23 protein-coding genes and 2 pseudogenes are annotated in these 25,099 nt (G+C 63.1%); 12 read left to right on the top strand and 13 right to left on the bottom strand.

The annotated features are described in order from the left end of the window. Window positions 1-153: 153 nt before the first annotated feature. From CIK75_RS09930 to CIK75_RS09920, 3 genes are all read right to left on the bottom strand, one after another. Window positions 154-1,218, bottom strand: a complete 1,065-nt coding sequence (locus tag CIK75_RS09930) for a LacI family DNA-binding transcriptional regulator (RefSeq protein WP_096224002.1) — start codon at window positions 1,216-1,218, stop codon at window positions 154-156. Between the two features lie 479 nt (window positions 1,219-1,697). Further along, window positions 1,698-2,090, bottom strand: a complete 393-nt coding sequence (locus CIK75_RS09925; RefSeq protein ID WP_096224064.1) for a VOC family protein — start codon at window positions 2,088-2,090, stop codon at window positions 1,698-1,700. 71 nt (window positions 2,091-2,161) lie between these two features. Next, window positions 2,162-3,337 carry a CoA transferase gene (locus CIK75_RS09920; protein ID WP_096224000.1) on the bottom strand — a complete coding sequence of 392 codons (1,176 nt, stop codon included), beginning with the start codon at window positions 3,335-3,337 and terminating at the stop codon, window positions 2,162-2,164. 254 nt (window positions 3,338-3,591) lie between these two features. Between CIK75_RS09920 and CIK75_RS09915 the strand changes: the two genes are divergently transcribed. The 4 genes from CIK75_RS09915 to CIK75_RS09900 all read left to right on the top strand — a co-directional run bounded on the left by CIK75_RS09915 (window position 3,592) and on the right by CIK75_RS09900 (window position 7,776). Then, complete coding sequence (locus CIK75_RS09915) at window positions 3,592-4,716, top strand: hypothetical protein (RefSeq protein ID WP_086996094.1); 1,125 nt, start codon at window positions 3,592-3,594, stop codon at window positions 4,714-4,716. 122 nt (window positions 4,717-4,838) lie between these two features. Beyond that, window positions 4,839-5,225, top strand: a complete 387-nt coding sequence (locus tag CIK75_RS09910) for a hypothetical protein (protein ID WP_096223998.1) — start codon at window positions 4,839-4,841, stop codon at window positions 5,223-5,225. Continuing rightward, window positions 5,222-7,183 (top strand): hypothetical protein, encoded by a 1,962-nt coding sequence (locus tag CIK75_RS09905; RefSeq protein WP_143413313.1) that lies wholly within the window; start codon window positions 5,222-5,224, stop codon window positions 7,181-7,183. Before CIK75_RS09910 ends, CIK75_RS09905 begins: the two co-directional genes overlap by 4 nt. A gap of 83 nt (window positions 7,184-7,266) precedes the next feature. After that, on the top strand, window positions 7,267-7,776 hold the full coding sequence (locus CIK75_RS09900) for a hypothetical protein (RefSeq protein ID WP_096223995.1): 510 nt from the start codon (window positions 7,267-7,269) through the stop codon (window positions 7,774-7,776). Window positions 7,777-7,907: 131 nt separating this feature from the next. Here CIK75_RS09900 and CIK75_RS09895 read toward each other — a convergent pair whose 3' ends face one another. Together CIK75_RS09895 and CIK75_RS09890 are read right to left on the bottom strand one after the other, a co-directional pair. Next, window positions 7,908-8,549 carry a DNA alkylation repair protein gene (locus CIK75_RS09895; RefSeq protein WP_241895398.1) on the bottom strand — a complete coding sequence of 214 codons (642 nt, stop codon included), beginning with the start codon at window positions 8,547-8,549 and terminating at the stop codon, window positions 7,908-7,910. A 173-nt stretch (window positions 8,550-8,722) separates the two neighbouring features. Next, window positions 8,723-9,010, bottom strand: a pseudogene (locus CIK75_RS09890) (SDR family oxidoreductase); the annotation flags it as partial. A 12-nt stretch (window positions 9,011-9,022) separates the two neighbouring features. On the opposite strand from CIK75_RS09890, the gene CIK75_RS09885 reads away from it, so the two are divergent. After that, window positions 9,023-9,505, top strand: coding sequence for an amidohydrolase family protein (locus CIK75_RS09885; RefSeq protein WP_158225936.1), 483 nt, complete (start codon window positions 9,023-9,025; stop codon window positions 9,503-9,505). On the opposite strand, the pseudogene CIK75_RS09880 reads toward CIK75_RS09885, so the two are convergent. Beyond that, window positions 9,418-10,072 (bottom strand): annotated as a pseudogene (locus CIK75_RS09880) (FCD domain-containing protein). The gene CIK75_RS09885 and the pseudogene CIK75_RS09880 overlap by 88 nt on opposite strands. Window positions 10,073-10,239: 167 nt before the next feature. Between CIK75_RS09880 and CIK75_RS09875 the strand changes: the two are divergent. The 3 genes from CIK75_RS09875 to CIK75_RS09865 all read left to right on the top strand — a co-directional run bounded on the left by CIK75_RS09875 (window position 10,240) and on the right by CIK75_RS09865 (window position 12,021). Further along, complete coding sequence (locus CIK75_RS09875; RefSeq protein ID WP_086996080.1) at window positions 10,240-10,719, top strand: carboxymuconolactone decarboxylase family protein; 480 nt, start codon at window positions 10,240-10,242, stop codon at window positions 10,717-10,719. After that, a complete protein-coding gene (locus CIK75_RS09870; RefSeq protein WP_086996077.1) occupies window positions 10,716-11,189 on the top strand; it encodes a hemerythrin domain-containing protein in 474 nt (157 codons plus the stop codon). Before CIK75_RS09875 ends, CIK75_RS09870 begins: the two co-directional genes overlap by 4 nt. 127 nt (window positions 11,190-11,316) lie before the next feature. Continuing rightward, window positions 11,317-12,021, top strand: a complete 705-nt coding sequence (locus tag CIK75_RS09865; protein ID WP_086996075.1) for a hypothetical protein — start codon at window positions 11,317-11,319, stop codon at window positions 12,019-12,021. Between the two features lie 133 nt (window positions 12,022-12,154). Here the strand turns inward: CIK75_RS09865 and CIK75_RS09860 are convergent, their stop codons facing one another. Together CIK75_RS09860 and CIK75_RS09855 are read right to left on the bottom strand one after the other, a co-directional pair. Further along, window positions 12,155-13,183, bottom strand: a complete 1,029-nt coding sequence (locus CIK75_RS09860; RefSeq protein WP_218778258.1) for an MIP family channel protein — start codon at window positions 13,181-13,183, stop codon at window positions 12,155-12,157. A 225-nt stretch (window positions 13,184-13,408) separates the two neighbouring features. Then, the gene (locus tag CIK75_RS09855; RefSeq protein ID WP_086996071.1) at window positions 13,409-13,702 is read right to left on the bottom strand and encodes an antibiotic biosynthesis monooxygenase; all 294 of its coding nucleotides are present in this window, start codon (window positions 13,700-13,702) and stop codon (window positions 13,409-13,411) included. A 166-nt stretch (window positions 13,703-13,868) separates the two neighbouring features. On the opposite strand from CIK75_RS09855, the gene argE reads away from it, so the two are divergent. Together argE and CIK75_RS09845 are read left to right on the top strand one after the other, a co-directional pair. After that, window positions 13,869-15,047 carry an acetylornithine deacetylase gene (argE, locus tag CIK75_RS09850; protein WP_086996068.1) on the top strand — a complete coding sequence of 393 codons (1,179 nt, stop codon included), beginning with the start codon at window positions 13,869-13,871 and terminating at the stop codon, window positions 15,045-15,047. Beyond that, entirely contained in the window at window positions 15,044-16,366 is a 1,323-nt protein-coding gene (locus CIK75_RS09845; RefSeq protein ID WP_086996066.1) for an MFS transporter, read from the top strand. Before argE ends, CIK75_RS09845 begins: the two co-directional genes overlap by 4 nt. Before the next feature lie 56 nt (window positions 16,367-16,422). On the opposite strand, the gene CIK75_RS09840 is transcribed toward CIK75_RS09845, so the two are convergent. The 5 genes from CIK75_RS09840 to CIK75_RS09820 form a co-directional block, all read right to left on the bottom strand. Further along, window positions 16,423-17,232: a glucose 1-dehydrogenase gene (locus CIK75_RS09840; protein ID WP_096223992.1), complete on the bottom strand. Its 810-nt coding sequence runs from the start codon at window positions 17,230-17,232 to the stop codon at window positions 16,423-16,425. Between the two features lie 90 nt (window positions 17,233-17,322). Beyond that, window positions 17,323-18,354 carry a glycine betaine ABC transporter substrate-binding protein gene (locus CIK75_RS09835; protein WP_343251898.1) on the bottom strand — a complete coding sequence of 344 codons (1,032 nt, stop codon included), beginning with the start codon at window positions 18,352-18,354 and terminating at the stop codon, window positions 17,323-17,325. Between the two features lie 2 nt (window positions 18,355-18,356). Next, the gene (locus CIK75_RS09830; protein ID WP_096223989.1) at window positions 18,357-19,148 is read right to left on the bottom strand and encodes an ABC transporter permease; all 792 of its coding nucleotides are present in this window, start codon (window positions 19,146-19,148) and stop codon (window positions 18,357-18,359) included. Then, window positions 19,145-20,458: an ABC transporter ATP-binding protein gene (locus tag CIK75_RS09825; protein WP_086996056.1), complete on the bottom strand. Its 1,314-nt coding sequence runs from the start codon at window positions 20,456-20,458 to the stop codon at window positions 19,145-19,147. Before CIK75_RS09825 ends, CIK75_RS09830 begins: the two co-directional genes overlap by 4 nt. After that, window positions 20,451-21,092, bottom strand: coding sequence for an ABC transporter permease (locus CIK75_RS09820; RefSeq protein WP_086996053.1), 642 nt, complete (start codon window positions 21,090-21,092; stop codon window positions 20,451-20,453). The genes CIK75_RS09825 and CIK75_RS09820 overlap by 8 nt, the downstream gene beginning before the upstream one ends. A gap of 421 nt (window positions 21,093-21,513) precedes the next feature. Here CIK75_RS09820 and CIK75_RS09815 point away from each other — a divergent pair, with 421 nt between their 5' ends. Continuing rightward, window positions 21,514-23,331, top strand: a complete 1,818-nt coding sequence (locus CIK75_RS09815; protein WP_096223987.1) for a glycerol-3-phosphate dehydrogenase/oxidase — start codon at window positions 21,514-21,516, stop codon at window positions 23,329-23,331. A gap of 212 nt (window positions 23,332-23,543) precedes the next feature. Continuing rightward, entirely contained in the window at window positions 23,544-25,061 is a 1,518-nt protein-coding gene (gene glpK / locus CIK75_RS09810) for a glycerol kinase GlpK (RefSeq protein WP_096223985.1), read from the top strand. The last annotated feature ends 38 nt before the right edge of the window (window positions 25,062-25,099 follow it).

Here is a 25,099-nt window from a genome sequence, read left to right as displayed (position 1 = left end):
GGATCGCATCCGGGGGTCAAGTCAAAGTTGGGAATACGCTTTCCCGTTGCATTCAACTTAGAGTGAGGTACGACACGTGTCAACGAGTTGTCGAAAAATTCTCCCGACGGCCTACCCGATCATCGCGGATAGCGGCAGGCTGCGCGGGTATTCTTAGCCGGCACTAGCCCTTACCAAGACTTCCCCTGCGATGGGGGGCTGACGTGGCTCTTCGGCTGCTAGAGCGAAAGCCGCTGCATACTCGCCGATACTCGATAGTGGCAACCGATATGTAGTCAGCCCGGGCCAATAATCACCCAGGGTCGGAATATCGTCGAATCCTACGACCTGAACCTGTTCCGGGACATCGATTCCCAATTCACGCAAGGCAGCAATGGCACCTATGGCCATGATGTCGTTGCCGACCAGGAGGCAGATAGCGGGTTTCGGAACATCCTGGCCACCGTCCTTGGCCGCATCTGCCCTAGTGACTTGAGGTAGCTCTCCGGCTTCCAAAAGAATTTGAGCGCATCTGTGGGCCGACTCGTATCCACCATTCCTGGTGAAATCACCGTTGAGAGAAAGGATCGGCATCAGCCCAACGGTGGCCAACTCTTCCAGGTATCCAGCTTCCCTGTCCCTCACCGTTTTAAGGTGCTTCGGTCCACCAAGGATCACGAAACGATCGATGCCCCTGGATAGCAGAACCTTGACGATTTCCCGTCCACCCCGCCGGTTTGGCATGAGGATGCTGCGGACACCTTCGATCTCGGATTCACCAATCGTCACTACTTTGCCGCCATTGGCCATGTACCGAGATAGGACTTTCTCGAGGCCTATGTTCGCGGAAGTTTCACGTGACCCTGCCAAGATAATTGCATCCGTCCTATAGGACGCAAATGCTGCAGCAGCTTCAGTTTCACCCTCCGGGTGACGCCCCGTACTGGCCACCAAGACCAAACTCCCGTGTTCATGTGAGCCGGCCTGAACTCCGCTGGCTATCGTGGAAAAATAAGGGTCTGCGAGGTCGTGCACTACCAATCCCAGCAAACCAGTTGAGGACCGAACGAGGGCCTGGGCTTGAGCATTCGCCACATAGCCGAGCTCCACAGCAGCAGCTCGAACCCTCTTAGCTATGTGCTCTGCGGGTCTGCGCGTCGAACCGTTTATCACTCGAGATGCCGTCGCCTGTGACACTTGTGCCCTCAGCGCTACATCAGAGAGTTTTATAGCAGGCATCGATCCTCAATTCATGAATGGCGCATCAGCACTCCATAACTGGCGCTTATTCATTGATTCTGCCCTACGTTCCAATAACATCACCTAGGTTCGCTGACACCATCAACTACTGGACCAAGCGCACTAGCGGTTTGTCGACGACAGAATCCCGTCAGCTAAAGCGAGACAGGGTCGAATCTGCGAAGGGCTTTGCTTGCCACAGGTTCGACTCTGCACTGGCCCAATATTCGAGATACGCGCAAATTGCTCTGCGGCTAGCCTCCGCTCACAGCTTGAGGGGCGGCGTCCCGACAACGGCACCGCGCAGCATTCCGGATAAGAGTTGCCTGCTGCAGGACAGCCAAAGACGAACCAAGTGCAACGGAGCAGGAAGTCTCGGCCAGCACCGCGTCCACCGATCCAGCACTTGTCAACTGCTCGGGTAAACCCAGCAGCACGAGGCCGGAGCCTAAAGATCGCTTCCACGTTCCGTCGTAGTACTACAACCCTCGCTGATCACGCCGGATCGGGTGGTCCTGCGGAATCTGGACCAGCACAATCCGCGTTCCATCGGGGTCCTCGACCCACGCCTCGATGAGTCCCCACGGTTCCTGACGCGCCTCCCGCACCGCTTGGACGCCGCGGGCAGCGATCCGCTCCAGCTCGGCAACGACGTCGCGCACTTGCAGCCACAGGACCAAGGACGACGGCGCACCCGACTCCCTGACACCGGAGACCTCCAGCAGTCCGTTGCCTAGGAAAAACACGATGCCCGTCTGCTCTCCGGTACCGAATTCCCGGGCGATCCCCAGATCGAGGACGTCTCGATAAAACGCCTGGGTTTGCTGCAGGTTCACTGGGCGCAGGAGCACGCGGCTCGAAAGGATATCCATGACCCGAGTCTGCCGCGCTCGCCCCGTCGAAGGCCAGCCGTCCTGCTGCGGCGAGTCCCTCATGGTGGTCCTCAGGTGACGCCAGCCGAGTGGTCAGTGAACGTGACTGCTTGGTGTTCGCCCAGGGCCGGCGGGACCATCCGGTAGCTCGCCGGAGTGGCCGAAAGGCGGATGGGGCTGCTCAGCTGGTCATAACGGCGCCCGGAGGCCGAGTCCTCCACCGAGACAACGGGTTCCAGGCCGAGGTTCTGGGCCAGTTCGATGGCTTCGGCGATGTTGTTCACCTTCCCCGCCGGGACTCCAGCGCGCATCAACCGGTCCTGCCAGACGGCGGCGGAGTCGGCGTCCAGGGCGTTCTCGAGTTCGCGCTTGAGTTCGCCCTGGTGCTCCACCCGTAGGGCGTTCGTGGAGAATCGTGGATCATTGCCCAGTTCCGGTAACCCCAGCTCCGTGACCAAGGCCAGGAATTGCCGATCGTTTCCGGCACCGATGGCTAGTTTCCCGTTCCGCGTACTGAAAGTGTCGTAGGGGGCGATGCTGGCATGGGCGTTGCCGAGCCGTTCCGGCGAGGTGCCGGTGGCGAGGGTGCTGCTGGCCTGGTTGGACAGCCCCGCCAGCAGGGATGAGAGCAACGAAACTGTGACCGTCTGTCCTTCTCCGGTCTGATCACGTTGGCGCAGGGCCAGCAGGATTCCCGCCAGAGCGTTCTGGCCCGTGAGTACGTCAACGAGCGCAACACCGACCTTGGAGGGCTCGCCCTCGGGTTGGCCGGTGATGCTCATCAGTCCACCCAACGCCTGCACGAGCAGGTCGTAGCCCGGCAGGTCAGCTCCGGCGCCGTCGCCGAATCCGGAGATGGAACAGTAGACCAGGCCGGGCCGTTGGGCCCGTAGCGTGGCATCGTCCAGACCGTGACGGGCCATGACTCCCGGGCGGAAGTTCTCCACCACGACGTCGCATCCCTCAACGATTTCCCGGGCATGGGCCAACCCTTCCTCTGACTTCAGGTCGCAGCAGACCGAATACTTATTCCGGTTCACGGTGGCGTAATAGGTGCCCAGTCCGTCACAAGTGGTCGGCGGAGTCCACGCCCGAGTCTCATCGCCGGCAGGGCTCTCGATCTTGATGACCTCGGCCCCATAGTCGGCCAGCGACATGGTGCACAGCGGCCCTGCCAAGACGCGGGTGAAGTCGGCGACGCGGATACCGGATAAGGGCCCGGTTCCACGATGCTCTGCTGATGACATCGGTTTCAACGGTGAACACCTCCCATGGCATGTTGCCTGCAACCCTATCCGGGCGGCCCCTGCAGTACTGATCACCGGTCGCCACCACGTCATATGTTGACTGGCTCACACCAATGATCCTAGTGTTTCGACTGACCTGATATATCACTTGTCGGCAATCGCGTGTCGTGACAGCTATAGATGACATCGTCGTCATCCGCTCCCCCGAAACACTAGCCACAACGAATGCGCCCCACCTGCGCGAAGGAGCCACCATGGCCGAAACACAGCTCACCCGGAACCAGATGGGAACCGTCGAAAAGACGAGTATCCTCCGGATACTTACCTATGCCGGGGCGATTCTCGCCTTCCTCATCGGTTCCGGCTTTGCGACCGGCCAGGAGATCCTGCAGTACTTCACGTCCTACGGCTACTGGGGAATCTTCGGAACGGGTCTGCTGGTCTTGGTCCTCATGACCTATGTCGCCGTCGAGTTCTTCACGGTCGGGCAGGCCAAGAAGTTCGACCGTCCGTCCAGAATCTTCCATTACTATTGTGGCAAACATCTGGGCACATTCTTCGACTTCTTCTCGATCCTCTTCGTGTTCCTCAGCTTCTCGGTCATGATTTCCGGTGCCGGCGCCGTCTTCCAGGAGCACTACGGGCTGTCCAAGTACATCGGTGGCATCGGGCTGGCCGTCGCCGTGGGAGTCACCGTATGGTTCGGCCTGAACAACCTGGTGGATGTCATTGGAAAAATCGGACCGTTGATCGTGCTGATCGCCGTAGCGCTGGGCATTCTGGGCATTGTGCGCAACCCCGGCGGCATCTCCGAGGGCAACGCCCTGTTGCAAGGCCTTGATCTGACCCAAGCCTCCACCAACTGGTTCATGTCAGGTTTGTCCTACGTCGGCTTCTGCATGCTCTGGTTGGCCGCCTTCCTGACCGCTCTGGGCAAGACCGCGCGCAGCCGGAAAGAGGCCGCGGCCGGCGGCGTACTCGGCGCCACGGCATTCTCAATAGCCTGCATCATCGTGGGCTTGGGACTGCTGGCGAATATCGTGCAGGTCAACGGCACGGAGATCCCCATGCTGGTGCTGGCCACCGACGTGAACACGGTTCTGGGTGCGGGAATCTCAGGCATGATCATCGCCGGGATCTACACCACGGCGACCCCGCTGCTGTGGACGGTTTCCTCACGGTTCTTCGCGGACAGGACACCGCGCTTCAGGTACCTCACCCTGATCTTGGCCGCCGTCGGAACACTCGTCGGACTGGTGCTGCCCTTCTCTCAAATGGTCAACATCGTCTACGTGATCAACGGCTACGTCGGCATCCTGCTGTTGGTTCTCATGCTCGTCAAGACCGGTACGCGCTTCTCTCGGCGCCGGCCTGTATAACTCCGGGTGCCGAGGTCCATCGGGAGTTCTCCCCATGGACCTCGGCGCGGTGCGCCTGAGACGGTGATGAAGACCAGACGGGCCACGCCTGTCCGCACAGCAACGACTTTCCGGAGAAAGCCATGGCCTACAAAATCGATCCTGGGCAATTGCATGCCTTCCTCGTTGATGTTGCTGCTGACGGGGAATCGCTTCGTTTGGCGGCACAGGACACCAAGACATCAGGTGACGAGGCCAGTGGAGACTTCGGGACCGCCACCACCGTCTCGGCAGCGTTCGCCCGTTTCTGGACCCCCCGCGATGACATCGGCCAACGGGCGGCCAGCTTAGTGTTCCGTAAAACCACCTCCGTTTCCGACGCAGCACTGGCCTTGATCGACGCCGACGGGAAGATGTCCGGCGAAGCATCATCGGCTTTGGACCGCGTACCGGTCGAATATCATGCACCGCCGATCTGGGAAGCTGGCCGGCCGGTGCCTCAGTTCAGCTTCTCCTGGTCGGGCCGATGACAATGCTCGGGACCTTTCCCCATATCGACGTCCCCTGGGACAACCTCGAAGACTCCGCGATGGATATGGGTACCCGAGCGGGCACCACGTCAAGCTATCTGAAGGACGCGCAAACGGCGTGGAAGCGTCTTTCCGGCGCTTATGAGCATGATGAAACCCAGGCCACGGTGTATACCGCCCTCGATGACCTGACGACGCCGATGGAAAACTGGAGTGATGCCCTAGGCACAGCAAAAACTGCTATCGGCGATTTCGTCGACACCGGCCGAAAGCTGCAGAAGGAGTCCGGATCCCTGACCGCTGCCTTGCCGGGCCTGAAAGCCAAGGTCGAGGCCGATCCGGACGGAGAAGACTCCGAAACCAGTGCAGCGGTGAACGACTTCAACGAACGTGCGCGGCAGTTGCGAAGCGACTGGAAAGTGGCGCAATCAACGGCGGCGGACACGTTGGACGGTATTACCGCGGGGACAGGCAGCACCCTGCCGATGTCAGAGACGCTCGGTGGGCCCTCCCTGCCGAAGGTGTCCTGGGCCGACTTCACCTCCGGACTCGATGAGGACTTCGGAGAGGTCAGACCCGAGGACTTGCTGGCTTCCTTGCGGGGCTTGTCGACCGAGGAGTTGCGGACATGGGCTGTTGCCAACCCCGAAGCCGCCGCAGTCCTGGCCAACAATGAACTCACCGCCGGATCCACCCCCGGTTCCGCGGAAGCCATCATGTGGGAGGTAGTGCAAAACAACGACGAGCTCACGCCCGAGGGCATCGATGGCATCCGGAACGCCTGGCTGGGCTTGGACTCCGCAGACCAGGAGAGGCTGCTCATGCTCTACCCGGGACAATTCGGGAGCCTGAACGGGGTATCGATGGCCGCACGGGCCAGCGCGAACATCATCACCGTCGCCGGATTCCGCGAAATCGTGCGAATCAAGCGCCAAAATCTGGGTGATAAGCCGGTTCGCGACGACTACAGCCGGGAGAGGCCCAGTGGACGCGGGAGCATCCTCGGTGATCAGGGCACCGGCGAGTTCATCAATGACGTGGCCGCCTGGAACGCCGAGAGCAAGCGACTGGACTCTTTGGCCCAGGGACTCGACTTCGCCACAGAAAATGGCTCACAGGTTGTCCTCCTCTCCTTGGAAGGCGACGGTCGCGTCGTCTCCATGCAGGGGACTCCCACCTCCTCCACCAGCAACGTTTCCACCTTGGTCCCGGGCACGGGCGCCGACCTCAGCCAATTGGATAGCTATACCGAGCGGCTGGACGCCATCAACGGTGTCGCCGATCCGGAGGCCGTCTCCTTCTACTGGCAGGGTGCCGATCTCCCCGACGAGATCCTCGACAACGCCACGAGCAAATACAACGAGGACGGCGGAGAACGTCTGGCTGCCTTTGATTATGCTGTCGACGCCGAGGTTCCCCGCAGCGCCCGCAGCACCTATGTGGGATACAGTGCCGGCGGCTCGATGCTGGGCACTGCCGAACGCGAGGGCCTGACGTCATCCAACATCGTCTATGTAGCCCCTGCCGGGACAGGCCACGACGTCGGCAGCCCCGAAGACACCGCCAATAACTCAGAGGCACATCGCTACTGGGTCCAAATCCGAGACGACCCGATCCACCACGCCCAGGACTGGGGCGGCGGCTACCACGGGTCATCCTTCTGGTCAGGCAGCCAGCCAGATCACCAGATGGGTGCCATCCGCTTGGAATCGGGGTTCGAAAACCCAAAAAATCCGGACTCGATCATGAATGGCCATACGGACTACTTCGGGAAGAAGTCGACGGCCGCAGCGAATATCCGTTCCGTCATCGAAGGTGGAGACGTCAGCTTATACGTGGAGGACCAACGGGGGGCCGGTCCCGGCGGGCACCCGTACTCCCCCTTGGAGCAACATCCCGAAGACTATGCCTATGGCAAGCTGGAGACCGTGAGCACCGAGAGCCTGGAAGCACCATGAGCCGAAATCCGGCGGGTCGCCCGCGACCATCCTTGGCGCTGCTTGCCGCAGCCCTCATCACATCAGTATTGGGAGGTTGTTCCATGAACACAACGCCGGACCCTCAAGATGCCTCCGGTGCCTCCTCGGCACTGGGACAGAAGATCTCTTCCCTTTTGCCCCAGCTCATCAAGGTCGCCGGGGACGAACCGGGATTGGCGATCCACACCGCCAAGGAGGAGACCTGCCTGCGTCCGGAAAACGACGCCCCGCAGACGAATACCCGTTGGGTCGGTCTGGCCACCACTCCGGTCAAGCGAAATGAGCGGGGTAAGGCCCACGGCGCCCTCGATCGCCTCGACGCCCATCTGCAAGCCGATGGCTGGGAGAAACTCAACGAGGTCACACACCGACAGGGAGAAACCCGCAGCCTCTACTTCGACAACGGCGATCTGGGCATCACCGCCGAATTGGTGGGCGGATCCACCAGACAGTCGCTGGAGATCATGATCGACACCCCGTGCTCCGACCACCCGGCAGAGCATCGGATGCAACGTTCGGAACTTGACCCCGGCTACGGCAAGAGCAGTCAGTACTACGACGACGGGAAATAGGGACGCGACCACGGCTTCCACAACCTGCCGACGATGTCGTCGCGGGCAGGAGGCTCTGTGGTTGCCCGAAGAGGCCGGCCGGTGGAGGCAGTCCGGACGCCGTTCTATGTTTTCCGGTTCCCGTTGCTCATTCAGTTCTTTTGCCGGCGGACCATCTCGTTGATCCAGATCGGGGCATAGGGGGACGTGCAGTTGGGCGGAGTCGGGTAATCCTTGAGGACTTCAAACCGTTCACCGATCTCCAGTGCCCGGGCCCGAAGTTCTTCGTGATGGATGCCGATCATCGCTAGGCACGTGTTCATCGCCCACTGCAACCGATCGGGGGCCTCCCGTATTTTGGCCTCGATGTCAGCCAATAGACCGGGCAAGTCCAGCCCGTCAGGTGATTTGGCGACACGATCCGAGGTGAGCGACCAGCCCGCACTGGCAGCCTCCTGATCGGGATCCATCATCCAGTTCAGCCGCAGCAGCTCGGCGTACGGGCTCTTCTTGACTACGTAGTTCACCAGCCAGTCATGGACCTTCGGAGCCCGCGACTCGCGCACCATCGTGTCCAGCTCTTGGCGAGTGAACTCTTGGGGCTTGCAGATCAGCAGGGCCAGCAGGCGTGCAGCTGTATCGTCGGTGGCCCATAGTTCGCGGGCCATATCCTGCTGCCGCTTCAGCCGTTTGGCGATGGCGCGCAGCGCGGAAAGTTTGACCCCATGATCATCCCCGTGACGTTCGTTGACCTCCCGCATCCTGGGGTTTTCAAGGTCGGCCAGTTCGGCCATTACTGCGGGCAGGTTGTTCTCCGACACGTCGTCCTCCATCCATCTGCACTCGAGGGATTCAGACTACGTTGACGCATGGGTATCAACCAGCGGTCGAGGCTCTGGCCATTATGCATGCGGGGCGCCGGTGGAGAAGATACCGCCAACGCCCCGAACAGCTAAAAACAACCAACTTACTCCTGGCGGAGGCGCAGCTCCTGCATCCCGCTATCGACGACCATGGACGTCCCGGCCACCGAGTCGGAGAGCGGGCTCGCGAGGTAGGCCACGGCGCCCTTCGACGCCGAATACAGCGCACGCTGCGGTAGCCCGGCAGTGGCGGCAATCGAGCAGGTGTTGACGATGGCCGCCGAGTCCGACGTGCGCAGGTGGGGAAGTGCGGCGCGGCTGACCCGAGCGATACCGATCACGTTGATGTTGAGCACCCGGGCCCATTCGGCGTCCTCCTTGGCCTCAATATCGACTCCCTGACTGTGGTTCTGGACCATCTGGGCAAGCCACCACGCTCCGACGAAGAGGCGATGCCTCGTTGGCGACAGGAGGTCAGGGCCTTGGCCGAGCTTCCCCAAACCGTCGCGAAGGTTTCCGGACTGTTCGTTCCGGGGCTGCCCTATACGGCGGATGCTCTCCGCCAGGCGTGGGATGAGGCCTTCGGGCCAGAGCGGCTCATGTTCGGCGGTGACTGGCCCATCAGCCGGCTGGGTGGTTCCTACGTTCAGACCGCTGGACCGCTGTTCGAATTGATCTCCACGCTCTCCGTGAACGAGCAAGAGTCCGTGCTGCGCGGCACGGCGGCCAGGGTTTACCGGCTGGACGGGAAGTGCCAGAGCTTCGCCCGGCCGGGGGCCGGCTACATGGCCTCGCGCAATCAGGCTTCCACGCCGCTGATGCGTACGGTCAACAACGCCCGCGTCGATTCGGCATCCCCTAGCTCTGGGGCGTCGGCGATGGCCTGATGTTCGGCCAGCGTGCGCGCCACCGCGTGGTCTTGGGTCAGCCCCCGCCAGATCCTGGCCCGCACCGTGCCTCCCGAAAGGGCTTCGACGAGGCTGCCCAAATATTCGTTGCCGGCCGCCTGGCCGATAACGCGGTGAAAGTTCAGGTCGAGGGCCACGAGGTCTTCAATACCCGTGGTTTCGTCGATGCCCTCCATCGTGGCGCGGAGGGATTCGAGTTCTTCGGCCAAAATTCTCGACGCTGCCATGAAGCCGCTGGCCGGTTCACGGATGCGCCGGACCTCAAAGAGTTCAAGCGCCGACCGATCCTGGTGCAGTTCCACGATGAAAGCCACCGCCCCGTTGAACAGGTTCGTATCGAGAGAGGTCACGTACGTGCCGTCGCCGCGGCGGACGTCCAGCACCCGGATCAGTTCCAGTGCCTTGACCGCTTCTCGCAGTGAATTGCGCGACAGTCCCAGTCGTTCGGCGAGTTCCTTCTCCGGGGGAAGCCGGTCCCCTCGCCTTGAGCTCCTCACGCAGCAACATGCCCTTGATCTTGTCAATCGCCTCATCAGTCACGGCCACGAGTCCCTCCTACGGTGAATCATCGGACCTCTGCCGGTGATCTGCTTCCGGCAAGTCCGCTTTCCACAGCACCTCGGAGGCTGATTGACAACCCTCGGGAGCGGCGGGAAAGTGGAAATGACGACGGATTACCGCCGGCACCGTTCCAGTCAGAAGGACCCAGTGAAATGCCCGCAGCTCAACGTCTAGATATCCACGGCATCGATGCGGCCGCCTACCAGCCGCTGTTCGCGCTGGAGAAGTACATCCACGCGGGAAGCCTCGGGGAGGACCTGCTCTCGCTGGTCAAGATCCGGGCGTCCCAGCTCAACGGCTGCGCCTTCTGCCTGGAAATGCACGGCCGTGAAGCCCGCGCCGCCGGCGTGGATGACCGCCGCCTCGACGTCCTCGCCGGATGGCGTGAAGCCCCTGGCCTGTTTTCCGCCCGCGAAGAGGCGGCGCTCGGTCTGACCGAGGAGGTCACCCTGATCGGTCAGGCCGGTGTCTCCGATCAGACATGGGAACGTGTCAGGGCCGAATTCACGGAGCAGGACACCGTCACCTTGATCATGGCCATCTGCGCGATCAACACCTGGAACCGGATGGCCATCAGCACCCGCCAACCGTTGCCCGAGCGCAGTGAACCCACCGCAGGATCAGCATCGTGAGCGAGGGGATCCTGAGCACGGCGCTCGAACGCGAACACCGCGAGATCGACGGCGGCATCGAAGCCTTCACCGCCGGGTCTACGACGGGGGATTACGACGACGCGGCGTTGCTGCGCGCGCTCTCGGCCCTGCGCCGGCATATCTATCTGGAGGAAGTCTTCCTCTTCCCACCCCTTCGCGAGGCTGGGTTGATGATGCCGATCATGGTGATGGAACGCGAACACGGAGAACTCTGGCAGCTGATGGACACCGTGCAGGCAGCCCACGACGGCGGGACCGCACCCGCCGAACTGGTCTCGACTTGCCAGGAGCTGCTCTCCCTGCTGGATCGGCATAATTCCAAGGAGGAACCGATCATCTACCCCCAGGCCGATGCCGCGTTGGAGGAGCAGGCCAACGTCCAGCTCCAGGAGTTCATCGCCTCCGGCACCATGCCCGACGGGTGGGTCTGCAACCGCGCCGGAACCTGATTCCACAAACTCTTGACATCCTAGAAGGTGACGCTAATATTCTTTTAGCTGCCCCCTTCGGGCCGCCTCGCACGGCAGGCTTCATGCGGCACAGCGATCGTCTCGCTTCACACTTTCTGGGGGAACCATGCGTTCATCAACGCGCAAGAAAACAAGCCTGCTCTCTGCGGGAGCAGTCATCTCACTCGCAGCGGGCCTGATCGCGGCACCGGCAGCCACGGCCGCCCCACGACCGGTGGACGTCACCGGCTTCACCGTCAAGGACATGGTGTTCTCCAAACCGGGCTGCAAGTCCAATACCGTGACCGCCAGAATCAAGACGTCCAAGACCGTCGAGGACTTTGATGCCGACGCCATCGTGACCAGAAATGGCTACTGGGAGGATCTCCTCTTCTTCGACAAGAGCTCCACGAGCGAACGCATGCTCCTCTGCGATGGGCAGGGACTTGGCGCCTATAAAGTCGGCCCCACCGACGTGTACGGCGAGACCACCACCAGCTGGTTCGATTTCACGGACCGCACCACCAAGACCTTCTCTGTTCGTGGCAAGGCCAAGGCAGGGATCTCCACGTCCCGCAAGGCCAAATACGTCACGGTGAAGGTCTCGGCCAAGTACTACAACCCCAACGCCTACGGCTACTCCTCCTTCAGCCCGAAGTCCGTGAAGATCCAGCGCAAGACCACCGGCGGCTGGAAGACGATCAAAACCGTGAACCTGAAAAAGGGCAAGGCCAGCTACAGGTCCTACCGCAGTTCCAAGGCCAGCTACCGTGCGGTGGTTCCGCAGTATTCGAAGACCACCTCGGCCGTCAGCGCCACGTCTAGGCGCTGATGGGTGGCCTCACGCAGTTTGAGCGCGAAAGGTCGTTCTGAACAACGAAATCGGACGCTTCTCGAGCCTTGGCGAAATCATCGTCGGCACGTCGGGACCTCCCGCACCTGGCTGAGGCCGTGTTGGCGATTCCCTACTCTTCGTCTGACGGGCTCGGCGGGTCTGACGCCGTCTGCGTGTCCGTCGTGCCGCCTGATGTTTTCGGTTCAGCTTCCTCGGTTGCTGGCCCGGCCTCCCCCTCCAATTCATGCAGTCGGAAACGGGCGTGCAGGATGTCGCCGACAAACAAGTCGTAGAGCAAGATACCGACGAGACCGCCCACGAGTGGCCCGACTATGGGAACCCAGAAGTACCAACTGAACGACCCGTCGATCGTGCCCGGTAGCGCAGTGTCTCCCCAACCCGCCATCCAGGCGAAGAGCCGGGGGCCGAAGTCGCGGGCGGGGTTGATCGCGTATCCGGCGTTGGCACCAAACGAGATGCCGATCGCCCCGACGCTGAACCCGATGATGAGGGGCCCGAGGTTTGCTTTCACACCGCCATTGCGCATGTCGATGACGCCGGCTATCAGCATCAAAAGAAGCGCAGTACCGACAATCTGATCCACTAATGGCCCGAAGTTGTCGCCGTTGTAATACGGCGCCGGGAAGGTGGCGAAGATCGAATACGTGGCCAGGCCACCGGCCGCATCGCGGGTGGTTTTCGCTGCCTCGTTGAAAGCATCGATTGCTTGCCAGTACACCGCGTAGACCACGGCAGCAGCAGCAAATGCGCCGACCACTTGGGCGACGATGTACGGGATGACCTTCTTCCACGCGAATTTGCGGCGTACCGCGAAGGCCAGTGTCACGGCCGGGTTGAGATGGGCCCCACTGACACCGCCGGCGATGTACACGCCGAATGCCACGGCAAAGGCCCAGCCCCAAGCGATCAGCATCCAGTCGCCGGAACCCTGGAAGAAAATATTGGCTCCTGCGGTGCGCCCCGACCCCGGCAGTGCTGCCACCGCCATGGCTACGGAGCCGTCCCCCAGGAGGATGAGAACAAACGTCCCCAGAAACTCTGCGAGGGCTTCCCCCCACGTCCCGCCAAGTCGTTTGAGCCCGCTACCATTGCGAACTGCGCCTCGGAGAGCCTTCCGAATTGGGGTGATGTCGCTCACGTCAGACCTCCGTTGGCCGCCCGTTTCGGTGCACCGTTTGTGCCACCGTAGACGGGCATGCACGAAGAATAGCTCTCACGGGCCCGCTTAGCTAGGGAACGATGCTCCGGGTCCGGAGCTTTCCAACGTCTTGCATCGACTGCGAGGAAGCCTCGGCCGAACATCGGTTCGTTGGCCAGTCCCCCCCATACCTACCGGTCAGTGGCGGCGAGCCCTCCGGTGGTCTCAATCGCTAAGGTCGACAACCTCGAACTCGAGCAACTCCATGCCGGTGGCGACCGGGGCTCCCTTGGAGTGGTCGTGGCCGGGGCGCTGGTCGCGCCAATTCTCGAAATCCTCGCGAGTGGCCCACTGCGTGTAGACAAAGTACCGGTCGTCGCCGGCGACGGGGCGCAGCAGCTGGAAGCCCTCGAAGCCCGGTGAACCGTCGACCGAATGCTTGCGGGCGGCAAAACGCTTTTCGAGTTCGGATCCGGCCTCGACTGGGACCTTCAGGGCGTTGATGACGACGATAGACACAGGTACTCCTTCCAGGTCCGGCACGTCCGGACCGCTCCCCTCCCACGCTACCCCCACACCGTCGTGACGAGCCGTGAGGACCATCTCATCCGGGGGCACGAACGGTCGGTTCACCCGCCTCAACATTGCTATGTTCCTGCCGGATCCCCGGAGTAGAGTCCTGCACATGACTTCACCTGTGGACTGGCTCACACGCCTGGTAGCTTTCGATACGACCTCTCATCGTTCGAACCTCGAACTGATTGACTGCGTAGCCGCTGAACTGCTTCGGCACGGCGTTGAGCCCCTGCTACTGCCCCATGACCAAGAGGACGGGGTGCGCAAGGTGAACCTCTTCGCGACCTTCCCCGCCCAGGACGGATCCACCGAGGGAGGAGTGGTCCTCTCCGGTCACACCGACGTCGTCCCGGTGGAAGGGCAGAACTGGGATGGCGACCCCTTCACCGTCACCGAGCGGGACGGCCGGCTCTACGGGCGCGGCACCGCCGATATGAAGGGCTACCTGGCGGTCATCATGTCCCGGTTGGAGGCCATCAGCGCCGCACAACTGACCCAGCCGTTGCATCTGGCCTTCTCCTATGACGAAGAAGTGGGACTGTTGGGCGCCCAACGGATGATTGGACAATTCGCCGAGCATGGCATCAAACCCGCGTCCTGCATCGTCGGCGAGCCTTCGGGAATGCGGGTGGTCCGCGGACATAAATCAATCAACCTATTCACCGTCTCCTTCCGCGGCGTCGCGGCACACTCCTCGCTAACCCCGCAGGGGGTCAACGCCATCCACTATGCGGGTCGTTTCATCGAGTTCTACCGGCAGCTAACCGAGCAATGGCGTAGTGAGGGGCCCTTCGATACGGCCTACCCGGTGTCCTTCACCACCGGCGGGGTCAACCTGATATCCGGTGGCATCGCCGGGAACACGGTCCCCGACGCCTGCGAAATCGAGTTCGAGTTCCGCGCCCTGGGCACCGTGGACACCGCGCCGGTGGTCGCACAGATCCGCGAATTCCTCTTCCAAACCCTCGAACCGCAGATGAAAGCCGAACACGAGGCCGCCGGCATCGAACTGGTGATCAAGGCCCAGGGCCCGGGACTGGAGATCGGCGTCGACGCCGATATCGTGGCCCTCGCCCACGACTGCGGTGGTCATCCGACGGACGAGAAGGTCACCTACGGGACCGAGGCCGGATTATTCCATGGCGCAGGGATCGAGACGGTGGTGTGCGGGCCCGGAGAAATCGCCGTAGCCCATGCAGCCAACGAATACGTCGAGCTCGAACAGCTCGCCGCCTGCGAGGCATTCCTGGACAACCTCATCACCGAGCTCGAGCAGGACCGGTCATGAGCGGGACCTCCGCGGGCCCCGGCACGTCCCCGGCGCCACACACCATCACCGATGCCGACCGTTCCCGGGCCCGCCGTGCCGTCATCGCTTCCTCCATCGGCAATGCCTTGGAGTGGTTCGACATCATCGTCTACTCCTCCTTCGCCGTCGTCATCTCAGCCCTGTTCTTCGAACCGGCAGGCGAGGCGGGAGGCCAGACCACGGGAATCCTGCTGACCTTCGGGGCCTTCGCCGTCTCCTACTTGATCCGTCCCCTGGGTGCCATGGTGCTGGGTTCCTATGCCGACCGGCATGGGCGCAAGGGCGCACTGACCCTGACGATCATGCTGATGATGCTCGGCACCCTGATCATGGCCGTGGCCCCCACCACGGAGATGATCGGCCCGGCAGCGGCGTTGGTGATCCTGCTCTCCCGGCTCATCCAGGGCTTCTCGGCGGGCGGCGAATTCGGGACCGCCACGGCGTTCCTGATCGAGAACGCCCCGGACAAGAAGGCCTTCTATGGCAGCTGGCAAGTGGCTACGCAGGGCGTTTCGATGTTCCTGGCCTCGGCGTTCGGCTTCTCCCTGTTCACGTTCATGGACCACGACACCCTGTATAGCTGGGGGTGGCGGATCCCGTTCTTCTTCGGGCTGCTGATCGGCCCTGTAGGCCTCTACATCCGGTTGAAGATGGATGAGACTCCCGATTTCGAACGAGCCCGCGGGAACCTCACCAAATCCCCTCTGGCCGCCACGTTGATCGGTGCGGCACCGCGCTGGTTGACCTCCGCGGCCATTGTGGGGCTGGCCAGTGTGTCGGTCTACCTGATCCTGTTCATGCCCACCTATGCGGTGCAGAACCTCGAACTGCCCTCCTATGCGGGCTACCTAGGCGGAATCATCTCGGGGATCGTCACCCTGATCGGGGCGCCGATAGCGGGCAAACTGGCCGACAGGATCGGCTGTGTGAAGGTCATGCTCTCCGCGGCGGTGGTGGCCGTGGTGGTTGCGTTCCCGCTGTTCCTGATCCTCGTCGGGGCCCCCAGTGTCGCGATGCTCACCGCCGTCCAGGTGGTCCTGGGCATTCTGATGGCCGCCTACTTCGGTCCGCTGCCGGCCCTGCTGGCGGATATGTTCCCCACGAACATCAGGACCACCGGCATGTCCATCTCCTATAACGTCGGGGTCACCCTCTTTGGCGGCTTCGCCCCACTGATCCTGGCCTGGCTGGTCAGCACGACCGGTTCATTATTGGCCCCGAGTTTCTACTACATCGTGATCGGCCTGATCTCACTCGCCGGGCTGGTGGCTGCGCGCCGGGTATTCGGGAAGGCGTAGGCCGCCGGGTCCACCAGGCCCCCGCCCGAGGGACGATGCCGCGGGCGGGGTGCTGGCTACTGCCCCGGGGTATCGGGCAGCAGGGAGCGGCGGTCCTCGGCGATCGAGGAATGGCTGGACATGCCGCCGTCGACCACCAGGCACTGCCCGGTGACGTAGCGGGACTCCTCGGAGGCCAGGTACAGCATGGCCTGGGCGATATCTTCGGCGGCGCCGATGTAGGGCAGCGCGTTGTGTCCGCGGATGGACTCGATGGCCTCCTCCGGCAGGTTATCCCGCAGTGCGGGGGTCATGATGGCGCCCGGGGCAATGGAGTTGCAGCGCACGTTCTGTGCCCCGTATTGGGTGGCCATGTATTCGGTCAGCCGGATCACCGCGGCCTTCGCCGTGCCGTAGGAGACCTGCAGGAAGTCCCCGGAGAGCCCGCCAACGGACGCAGTGTTGATGATCGACCCGCCTCCTGCGGCGATGATATGCGGAAGGGCGGCCCGCGAACCGACCACGGTGCTGCGCACGTTCAGCTTCATCGTCCGGTCGAATTCGTCCATGTCCAGGCGCAGCAGATCCAGGTCCTTGCGCGGGTTGCTGCCACCGACGTGGTTACACATGATGTGCAGGGCGCCGAACGTCGAGACTGCGGCATCAACCAGCCCGGTCAGCGAGGCCTCGTCCATCGCGTCGACCGCCAACCCGATGGCAGTACCACCGTCGGCGGTGATCTCCGCCGCCGCCGCTTCTGCCTGCTCGGGCTTCAGGTCCCCGATGACGACCTTGGCTCCTTCGGCGGCGAACAGCTTCGCTGCCGCCAGCCCGATGCCGCTGGCTCCTCCGGTGATCACTGCTACCTTGTCCTGGATCCGACCCATGGTTCGCTCCTTGCACTCGAGAGTTTGGTCCACCCACCCTAGTCCTCACCCCACGGTCGCTGCCGAGCTTGCCCGACGGCCGGAACAGGGCTACTGAGGTTCGGTGATCAGTCCTTCCGAGATCATCCAGTCGTAGGCGACATCTGCAGGTTCCTCACCGTTGACGTCGACCTTGAGGTTCAGCCCACGCATGACCTCGTCATTGAGCCGAGAGGAGACCTCCTCGAAGACGTCCGCCAGCTGCGGGTATTCCTCGAGGGTCTCGGTGCTGATGACCGGGGCGAGGTTGTAGGCCGGGAAGAACTTGCGGTCGTCCTCCAAGACCACCAGGTCCAACGCGTCGATTCGCCCGTCGGTCGTGAAGACCTCGCCGAAGTTGCAATCCCCGTTGGCGGTGGCCGAGTAGACGGCTCCGGTGTCGTAGATGCCGATGTTGTCATCGGGCACCCCGTTGGCGGCCCCACGCTTCATCCCGTAGGCCTTCAGCCACGGGTTGAAGCCGTCGGACCGCGAATTGAACTCGGACTCCACGCAGAACGTACGGTCCTTCACCGGCAGCTTGGCGATCTGGGACATCTTGCTGATCCCGCCGAGCTTCTTCACCGCGTCCTTGCGCACCGCGAACGAGTAGGTGTTGTTCTCGGGTGAGGGCTCGCCCCAGGTCAGTCCGTTACCCAGGTCCTCGTCATGGACCGCCTGCCACTGCTTCCCCTTATCGGGAATGCCCTCCTCGTGGCCCATATAGATGATCCATCCGGTGCCGGTGTAGTCCCAGCCCATATCGGCCTTTCCGGAGACCAGAAGATCACGGAACGGCTGGCTGCCCGGGACATTGGACAGGTCGGTGACCTTGAACCCCGCCGCGGTGGCGGCCAGGACGGCCATCTTGCCCAGCGTCAGCGCCTCGGTATAGTTCTTCGCGGTCACCACCAGCGACGCATCGTCGGGCAGCCCCTCGGCCGGTTTGATGATTCCCGGCTCGGCTTTGGGGACGTAGGACGCCGCCGGTTGCAGCCCGCAACCGGCCAGCAGGGAACCCACGGCGAGGGCGGCGGCGGCCATATGGACGCGCCGCCTGGCCGCGGGGCGCCGCGGACCCGGGGAAGGGGAATGAACAGCCATTTCTAGAGTCCCTTCGGGCGGGCAACATGCTCGACGAGCCGTCCCAGCCAGTCAATGACCAGCGCCAGCAGTGCCACCAGCAGCGAGCCGGCCACCAGCACGGTGCTGAGGTTGAGGTTGACACCGGTGACGATCAGGATCCCCAGTCCGCCACCGTTGATGAAGGCGGCCAGCGTCGCGGTCCCGACCAGGAGGACCAGTGCGGTGCGAATGCCGGCGAGCATCACCGGCACGGCCAACGGCAGTTCCACCTTGAACAGCACGGCACTGGAGCTCATGCCCATGCCGCGTCCTGCCTCGATGAGTCGCTCGTCGACCTGACTGAGTCCGACCATCGTGTTGCGCAGCACCGGAAGGATCGCGTAGGCGACCAATGAGACCACGGCAGCGTTGAAGCCGAATCCCAGCCAGAAGGCCAGCAGCACGACGAGACCGATGGCCGGTGCCGCCTGACCGATGTTGGCCACCGCCATCACCGGTCCGCTGAATTTGCGCAACGGCCCCCGGGTGAGCAGCACACCCAGCGGGAGGGCGATGACCAGCACGATGACGGCCGCCACGACGGTGAGTTTGAGGTGCTCGAGGGTGTACCCCCACAGCTCGCCTGGATCGAGGGTCGCCTTTTGCGTCGAGCTCAAATCGCTCAGTCCCAGCCATCCGATGAGCAGCAAGAAGGCGATGGCGATGCCGCCCAGCTGCCACCAAAGCGCCTTGGCCGAGCCTCCGTCCACCGCCCGGGACGCCTCGCCGACGGCGCCGACGCCCGCGCCCGTGGTGGTCTCGATGGAACTCATGGCCGGTCACCATCCTGAGGCTCACCGGGCGCCTCGTCGTCCATCCGCGACCCGTTGCCCCGTCCGGACGCAGCAACCGCTGCGTCCACCGATGTGGTCGGGATGGCGCCGCTGTTCAGCCCCACCGGCGAATCGGCGTCATTCCGGGCCGATTGCTGCGCCGCATGGATGGAATCCATCACCGTGTCGACGGTGACCATCCCCTTGAAGACGTCGCGCCGACCGGTGACCAAGGCCGCGCTGGTACTGGCTACCAGCATCGCGTCCAGGGCGTCGTTGAGCGTGGACAGGTCGCTGACCAGCGCCAGATCCGTATCGACGGCATCGGAGACCACGTCCATCCGGGAGAGTTGGCGGCGCGAAAGCCATTGGATGGGCCGGTTGCGCCGATCGACGACGACGGCGTTGTCCAGGCCTGCGCCCTGCAGCCGCGAGAGGACGTCCGTGGTGGCATCGCCGGGAGAGGCGGTGATGGCCTCCTTCAGCGTGACGTCACGGACGCGGTTGAGCGTCAGCTGCTTGAGTCCGGCGCCGCTGCCGATGAAGTTCTCCACGAATTCGTTGGCCGGGTTGGCCAGAATACGCTCCGGGGAGTCATATTGGACGAGTTGTGCGCCCTCGTTGAACACGGCGATCCAGTCCCCGAGTTTCACCGCCTCGTCGAAGTCATGGGTGACGCAAACAATGGTCTTCTGCAGTTCGGACTGGATGTTGATCAGTTCGTCCTGCAGTCGCTGCCGGGTGATCGGGTCCACGGCGCCGAAGGGCTCGTCCATCAAGAGGATGGGAGGGTCCGCGGCCAAGGCCCGGGCCACGCCGATCCGCTGCTGCTGCCCACCGGAAAGCTCCTTGGGGTAGCGGTCACGGTAGATCTCCGGATCCAGGGAGACCAGTTCCAGCAGTTCGTCCACCCGGTCGGCGATGCGCTGTTTATTCCAGCCCAGCATCTTGGGCACCAAGCCGATATTGGTGGCCACCGTCATATGCGGGAAGAGGCCGCCAGCCTGGATGACATAGCCAATCTGTCGACGCAGCTTGTCCCCGTTCATCGCCGTGACGTCCTCGTCGTTGATGACGATGCCGCCGCCGCTGGGTTCGATGAGCCGGTTGATCATCTTCAGGGTCGTGGTCTTGCCGCAACCCGAGGGACCGACGAACATGACGATCGATCCGGCAGGAATCTCCAGGGTCAGGCCGCCCACGGCCGGTGTGGCTTGGCCGGGAAAGCGTTTGGTGACTTCCTTGAGCAGGATGGCTGCGCCGGTGACCCCGTCGCCGGGGCCCTCGGTGGTGGGTTTCAAATCAGACACGGATACCTCGCGGTGTGGTGAGCCGACCAATGCCAACAAGCAATAGGTCGAGGATGAGGGCCAACAGGATGACGCCGACGACGCCGACGACGACCGATTCGAGCGCGTTGGCGCCCCCGAGTCGGGACAGACCGGAAAAGATGAAACCGCCCAGGCCCGGGCCCAGGGAGTAGGCGGCGATGGCCGCGATGCCCATGACCATCTGTGCCGAGACGCGCACGCCGGCCAGGATGACGGGCCAGGCCATCGGGATCTCCACGGTGGCCAGGGTGCGGAAACGGCTCATGCCGATCCCCCGCGCTGATTCAACGACGGACGGCGGGATGCCGGCCAGGCCGACCACCGAGTTGCGCAGGATCGGTAGGGCAGCGAAGAAGGTCACGACCACGACCGCGGGCGGGACGCCGAATCCCATGGGGGCGATGAGCAGGCCGATCATGGCAAACGACGGAATGGTCAGGCCGATGGCGGAAACGCTGTTGGCGACACCGCTGGCTGCCTTGCTGCGGTAGACCAAGGCAGCCAGGACGACGGCGATGATGCTCGCCAGAATCAGGCACTGGACCACCAGGCTGAAGTGCTGCCACGAGTCATAGAGTATTTGGCGGTATCTATCGCCAATGAATTCCCACACGTTCTGACCCTCTTCACCATGGTTGCGAATGACTTCCGACGCGGCCCGGAAGCTGCCTCGTCCTGCCCCACCGTAGCCGCGTATTTTCGAGCGGGGGGACTTTCCTTCCGAATAACAGCTTCCCGTTATCGACTCGTGACTAGGATTCACCGTCGCTTACCCGGTTGGCGCGGGGGCCCTAAACTGAAAATTCGTGGGTCGGAAAAATCGTGTTTTGCTCCCCTGTCCGCAGTCACGTGCCGAGCGATGGATCGCGATCGTCATGAAATCTCCAGGCCCTCCCATCCCGCACGCCATTCCTGTCCGACGCGCCCGGGCATCCATGAAACCTCTTGTCAGAGTCGGTTAAATCAAATCCCCTCTTGTGCCAATCCGCTATTGGTGTGACGCTTCACACATAAGCTTTGAAGGAAAGGCAGCAATGATCTCTCCCGTCTCCCGGCTGACCCCACAGTCGCGGACCAACGCCTTGGAGGCCATGCGTGCCTCAACGGCAAGCACACCCCTGGATATCCTGGTGATCGGCGGCGGTGTGACGGGGGCCGGGACAGCTCTTGATGCCGTGACGCGAGGCCTGACGACGGCTGTCGTCGAGGCCCAAGATTGGGCGTCGGGGACTTCAAGTCGTTCTAGCAAACTGGTTCACGGCGGCTTGCGCTACCTGCAGATGCTCGACTTCCACCTGGTCCATGAGGCGCTCACCGAACGTGACCAGCTGATCTCCAAGCTCGCGCCCCACTTGGTGCGTCCAGTTTCCTTCCTCTACCCGCTGGAACACCGGATTTGGGAACGCGTCTTCGTCGGAGCAGGCATCGCCCTGTACGACACCCTGGCCAGTATCACTCCCGGAAAGCGCCCGCTGCCACTCCACCAGCACCTCAGCCGACGAGGCATGAACAAACTCTTTCCCGATCTGCGCCACGATGCCGCCGTGGGCGCCCTGCGCTACTGGGATGCCTCAGTGGACGACGCCAGGCTGGTCTCCACCCTCATCCGGACCGCCGCTTCGCACGGCGCCCATGCCGCCAGTCGGACACAGGTCATCGGCCTCACGCGTGACGGGACCGGGCGCGTCGACGGCGCGTTGCTGCGCGATCTGGAAACCGGTGAGGAGCTGCGCGTACACGCCCGCAACGTCATCAACGCCACCGGCGTATGGACAGAGGAGACCGAGGCGCTGGCGGGCGGAACCGGAGGCCTGAAGGTCCTGGCATCCAAAGGCGTGCATATCGTCGTGCCCCGCGAACGCATCAAGGGTGACGTCGGGCTGATCCTGCAGACCGAAACGAGCGTGCTGTTTGTTATCCCCTGGTCCCGCTACTGGGTCATCGGTACCACGGACACCCCCTGGCATCAGGAACTCCAGCACCCGGTCGCCACCTCTGCCGATATCGACTACATCCTGGAACACGCCAACGTGGTACTTGCCCGGCCCCTCACCCGCGAGGACATCATTGGAACCTGGGCTGGCCTGCGTCCCCTGCTGCAACCGGGCACCAAGGAAGGAACCGGTTCGGCCAAGGTCTCGCGTGAACACACCACCGCCTCCCCGGTTCCCGGCCTGACCGTCATCGCCGGGGGAAAGCTGACGACCTACCGCATCATGGCCGAGGATGCCGTGGACTTCGCGCTCGGTTCCCAGGCAGAGAGCAACCCCTCGGTCACCAGCAACGTCCCCTTGCTTGGTGCGGTCAACCTTGACGTCCAGAGAAACTGGAGTCGAAGCTACGCCAAGACCTTCAGCTGGTCCGAGTCCATCGTTGACCACCTGCTGCACCGGTATGGTTCGCTCATTTCCGATATCGTCGAGCTCTGCTCGGAAGACGGGACCCTGGCGCAACCGCTGGAAGACGCCCCCGCTTATCTGCGAGCCGAAATCGTCTATGCCGCCAGCCATGAGGGCGCGCTGCATCTGGAGGATGTCCTGCTCCATCGCACCCGGCTGAACTATGAGATCGCCGACCGAGGTCTGGCGGCCTTGGACGAGATCTCGACGTTGATGGCCGGCGTGCTGGGCTGGGACGAGGACACTCGCGAGCGGGAGATGGACTCGTACAGGTCCCGTGCCCGGGCAGAGGAAGCAGCCGAGAAGGAGCCGGACGACGAGGGCGCCGAAACGACGCGGTTGGGCGCCGACGACCTCGCCCCCCTGGCCAAGCTGGGGCAGCGACCCGACGCCGGACTCAAACCGGGGTCCCCGGAGGATTCGGCAGGCAGCGCGGGCCCCGCCGGCACCTAGTCATTGAACGGCGGCCCATTCCGTCAGGGATGCAGGAAACGAAACCAACGAAACGCCGGGGTCTTGGCCACCGGACAAAACGGACCAACGGATCCGGCACTGAAAGGAAATCATGGACGACACCCCCGGGTGGGCTTTCCCTTCGGAGGTTCTTGGCACGGCGATCCTGATCCAGCCCACAACTTCCACTTCCACCCAGACAAGGAACAGCTATGAGCACCCAATACGTTCTCGCGATCGATCAAGGCACCACCAGCTCGCGGGCCATCGTCTTCACGCATGAGGGGACCATCCATTCCGTCGGCCAGCTTGAGCACGACCAGATCTTCCCGCGGGCCGGCTGGGTTGAACACAACCCGGAACAAATTTGGGACAACGTCCGCGAAGCAGTCGGCCAGGCCCTGACCCGCGGCAACATCTCCCACCAGGACCTCGCCGCCGTCGGCATCACCAACCAGCGCGAAACCACGGTGGTCTGGGACAAGAACACCGGAAAGCCCGTCTACAACGCGATCGTCTGGCAGGACACCCGCACCCAGAAGATCGCCGAGGAGCTCGGCGGCAGCGAAGGCGCTGAGAAGTACAAGTCACGCGTGGGGCTGCCGCTGGCCACCTACTTCTCCGGCCCGAAGATCAAATGGATCCTCGACAACGTCGACGGCGCCCGGGAGGCTGCCGACCGCGGGGACCTGCTGTTCGGCAACACCGACACCTGGGTGCTGTGGAACATGACCGGCGGAACCGATGGCGGCGTCCACGTCACCGACGTCACCAACGCCTCACGCACCATGCTCATGAACATCGATTCACTGACGTGGAACGAGGACATCGCCGCCGACATGGGCGTCCCGCTCTCCATGTTGCCCGACATCCGGTCCTCCTCCGAGGTCTACGGGCACGGCCGCAAACGCGGGATGGTCCCCGGCGTGCCGATCGCCGGAATCCTCGGCGACCAGCAGGCGGCCACCTTCGGCCAGGCCTGCTTCCAAAAGGGCTCGGCGAAGAACACCTACGGCACCGGCAACTTCATGCTGCTGAACACCGGCACCGAACCGGTGGCCAGCAAGAACGGACTGCTGACCACCGTCTGCTACAAGATCGGCGACGCCCCGCAGGTCTACGCCCTCGAAGGGTCGATCGCCGTCACGGGCTCCCTGGTGCAGTGGCTGCGCGACAATCTGGGCCTCTTCGAGGACGCCGAGGACATCGAGTACTACGCCAATAAGGTCGACAACAACGGAGGTGCCTACTTCGTCCCGGCATTCTCTGGTCTTTTCGCCCCGTACTGGCGCGCTGACGCCCGTGGCGCGCTGGTGGGCCTGACCCGATTCGTGAATAAGAATCACATCGCGCGCGCCGCCCTGGAGGCGACGGCGTTCCAGACCCTCGAGGTGCTTGATGCGATGAACGCCGATTCCGGTGTCGACCTGACCGAACTGCGCGTCGACGGTGGCATGGTCGCCAACGAGCTGCTCATGCAGTTCCAAGCCGACATCCTGAACGTCGACGTCGTGCGTCCCGAAGTCGCCGAAACCACGGCACTGGGCGCTGCCTACGCGGCGGGGATCGCCGTCGGCTTCTGGAACGGCGAGGAGGACGTGACCGCGAATTGGCGCGAAGGCAAACGCTGGAGCCCCGCCCTGGGCTCCACGGAACGAGATCGGCAGTACCGGCTCTGGAAGAAGGCCGTGACCAAGACGCTGGACTGGGTCGATGACGACGTCGTCTAAAGCACTGTCGGCCAGAGCTCCAAAAACCAACCCCACCG

The organism is Glutamicibacter sp. BW78, from assembly GCF_002332245.1.
In the GTDB taxonomy this organism is placed as follows: Bacteria; Actinomycetota; Actinomycetes; order Actinomycetales; family Micrococcaceae; genus Arthrobacter_H; species Arthrobacter_H rhombi_A.
This window is presented reverse-complemented; position numbering and strand designations above follow the sequence as displayed.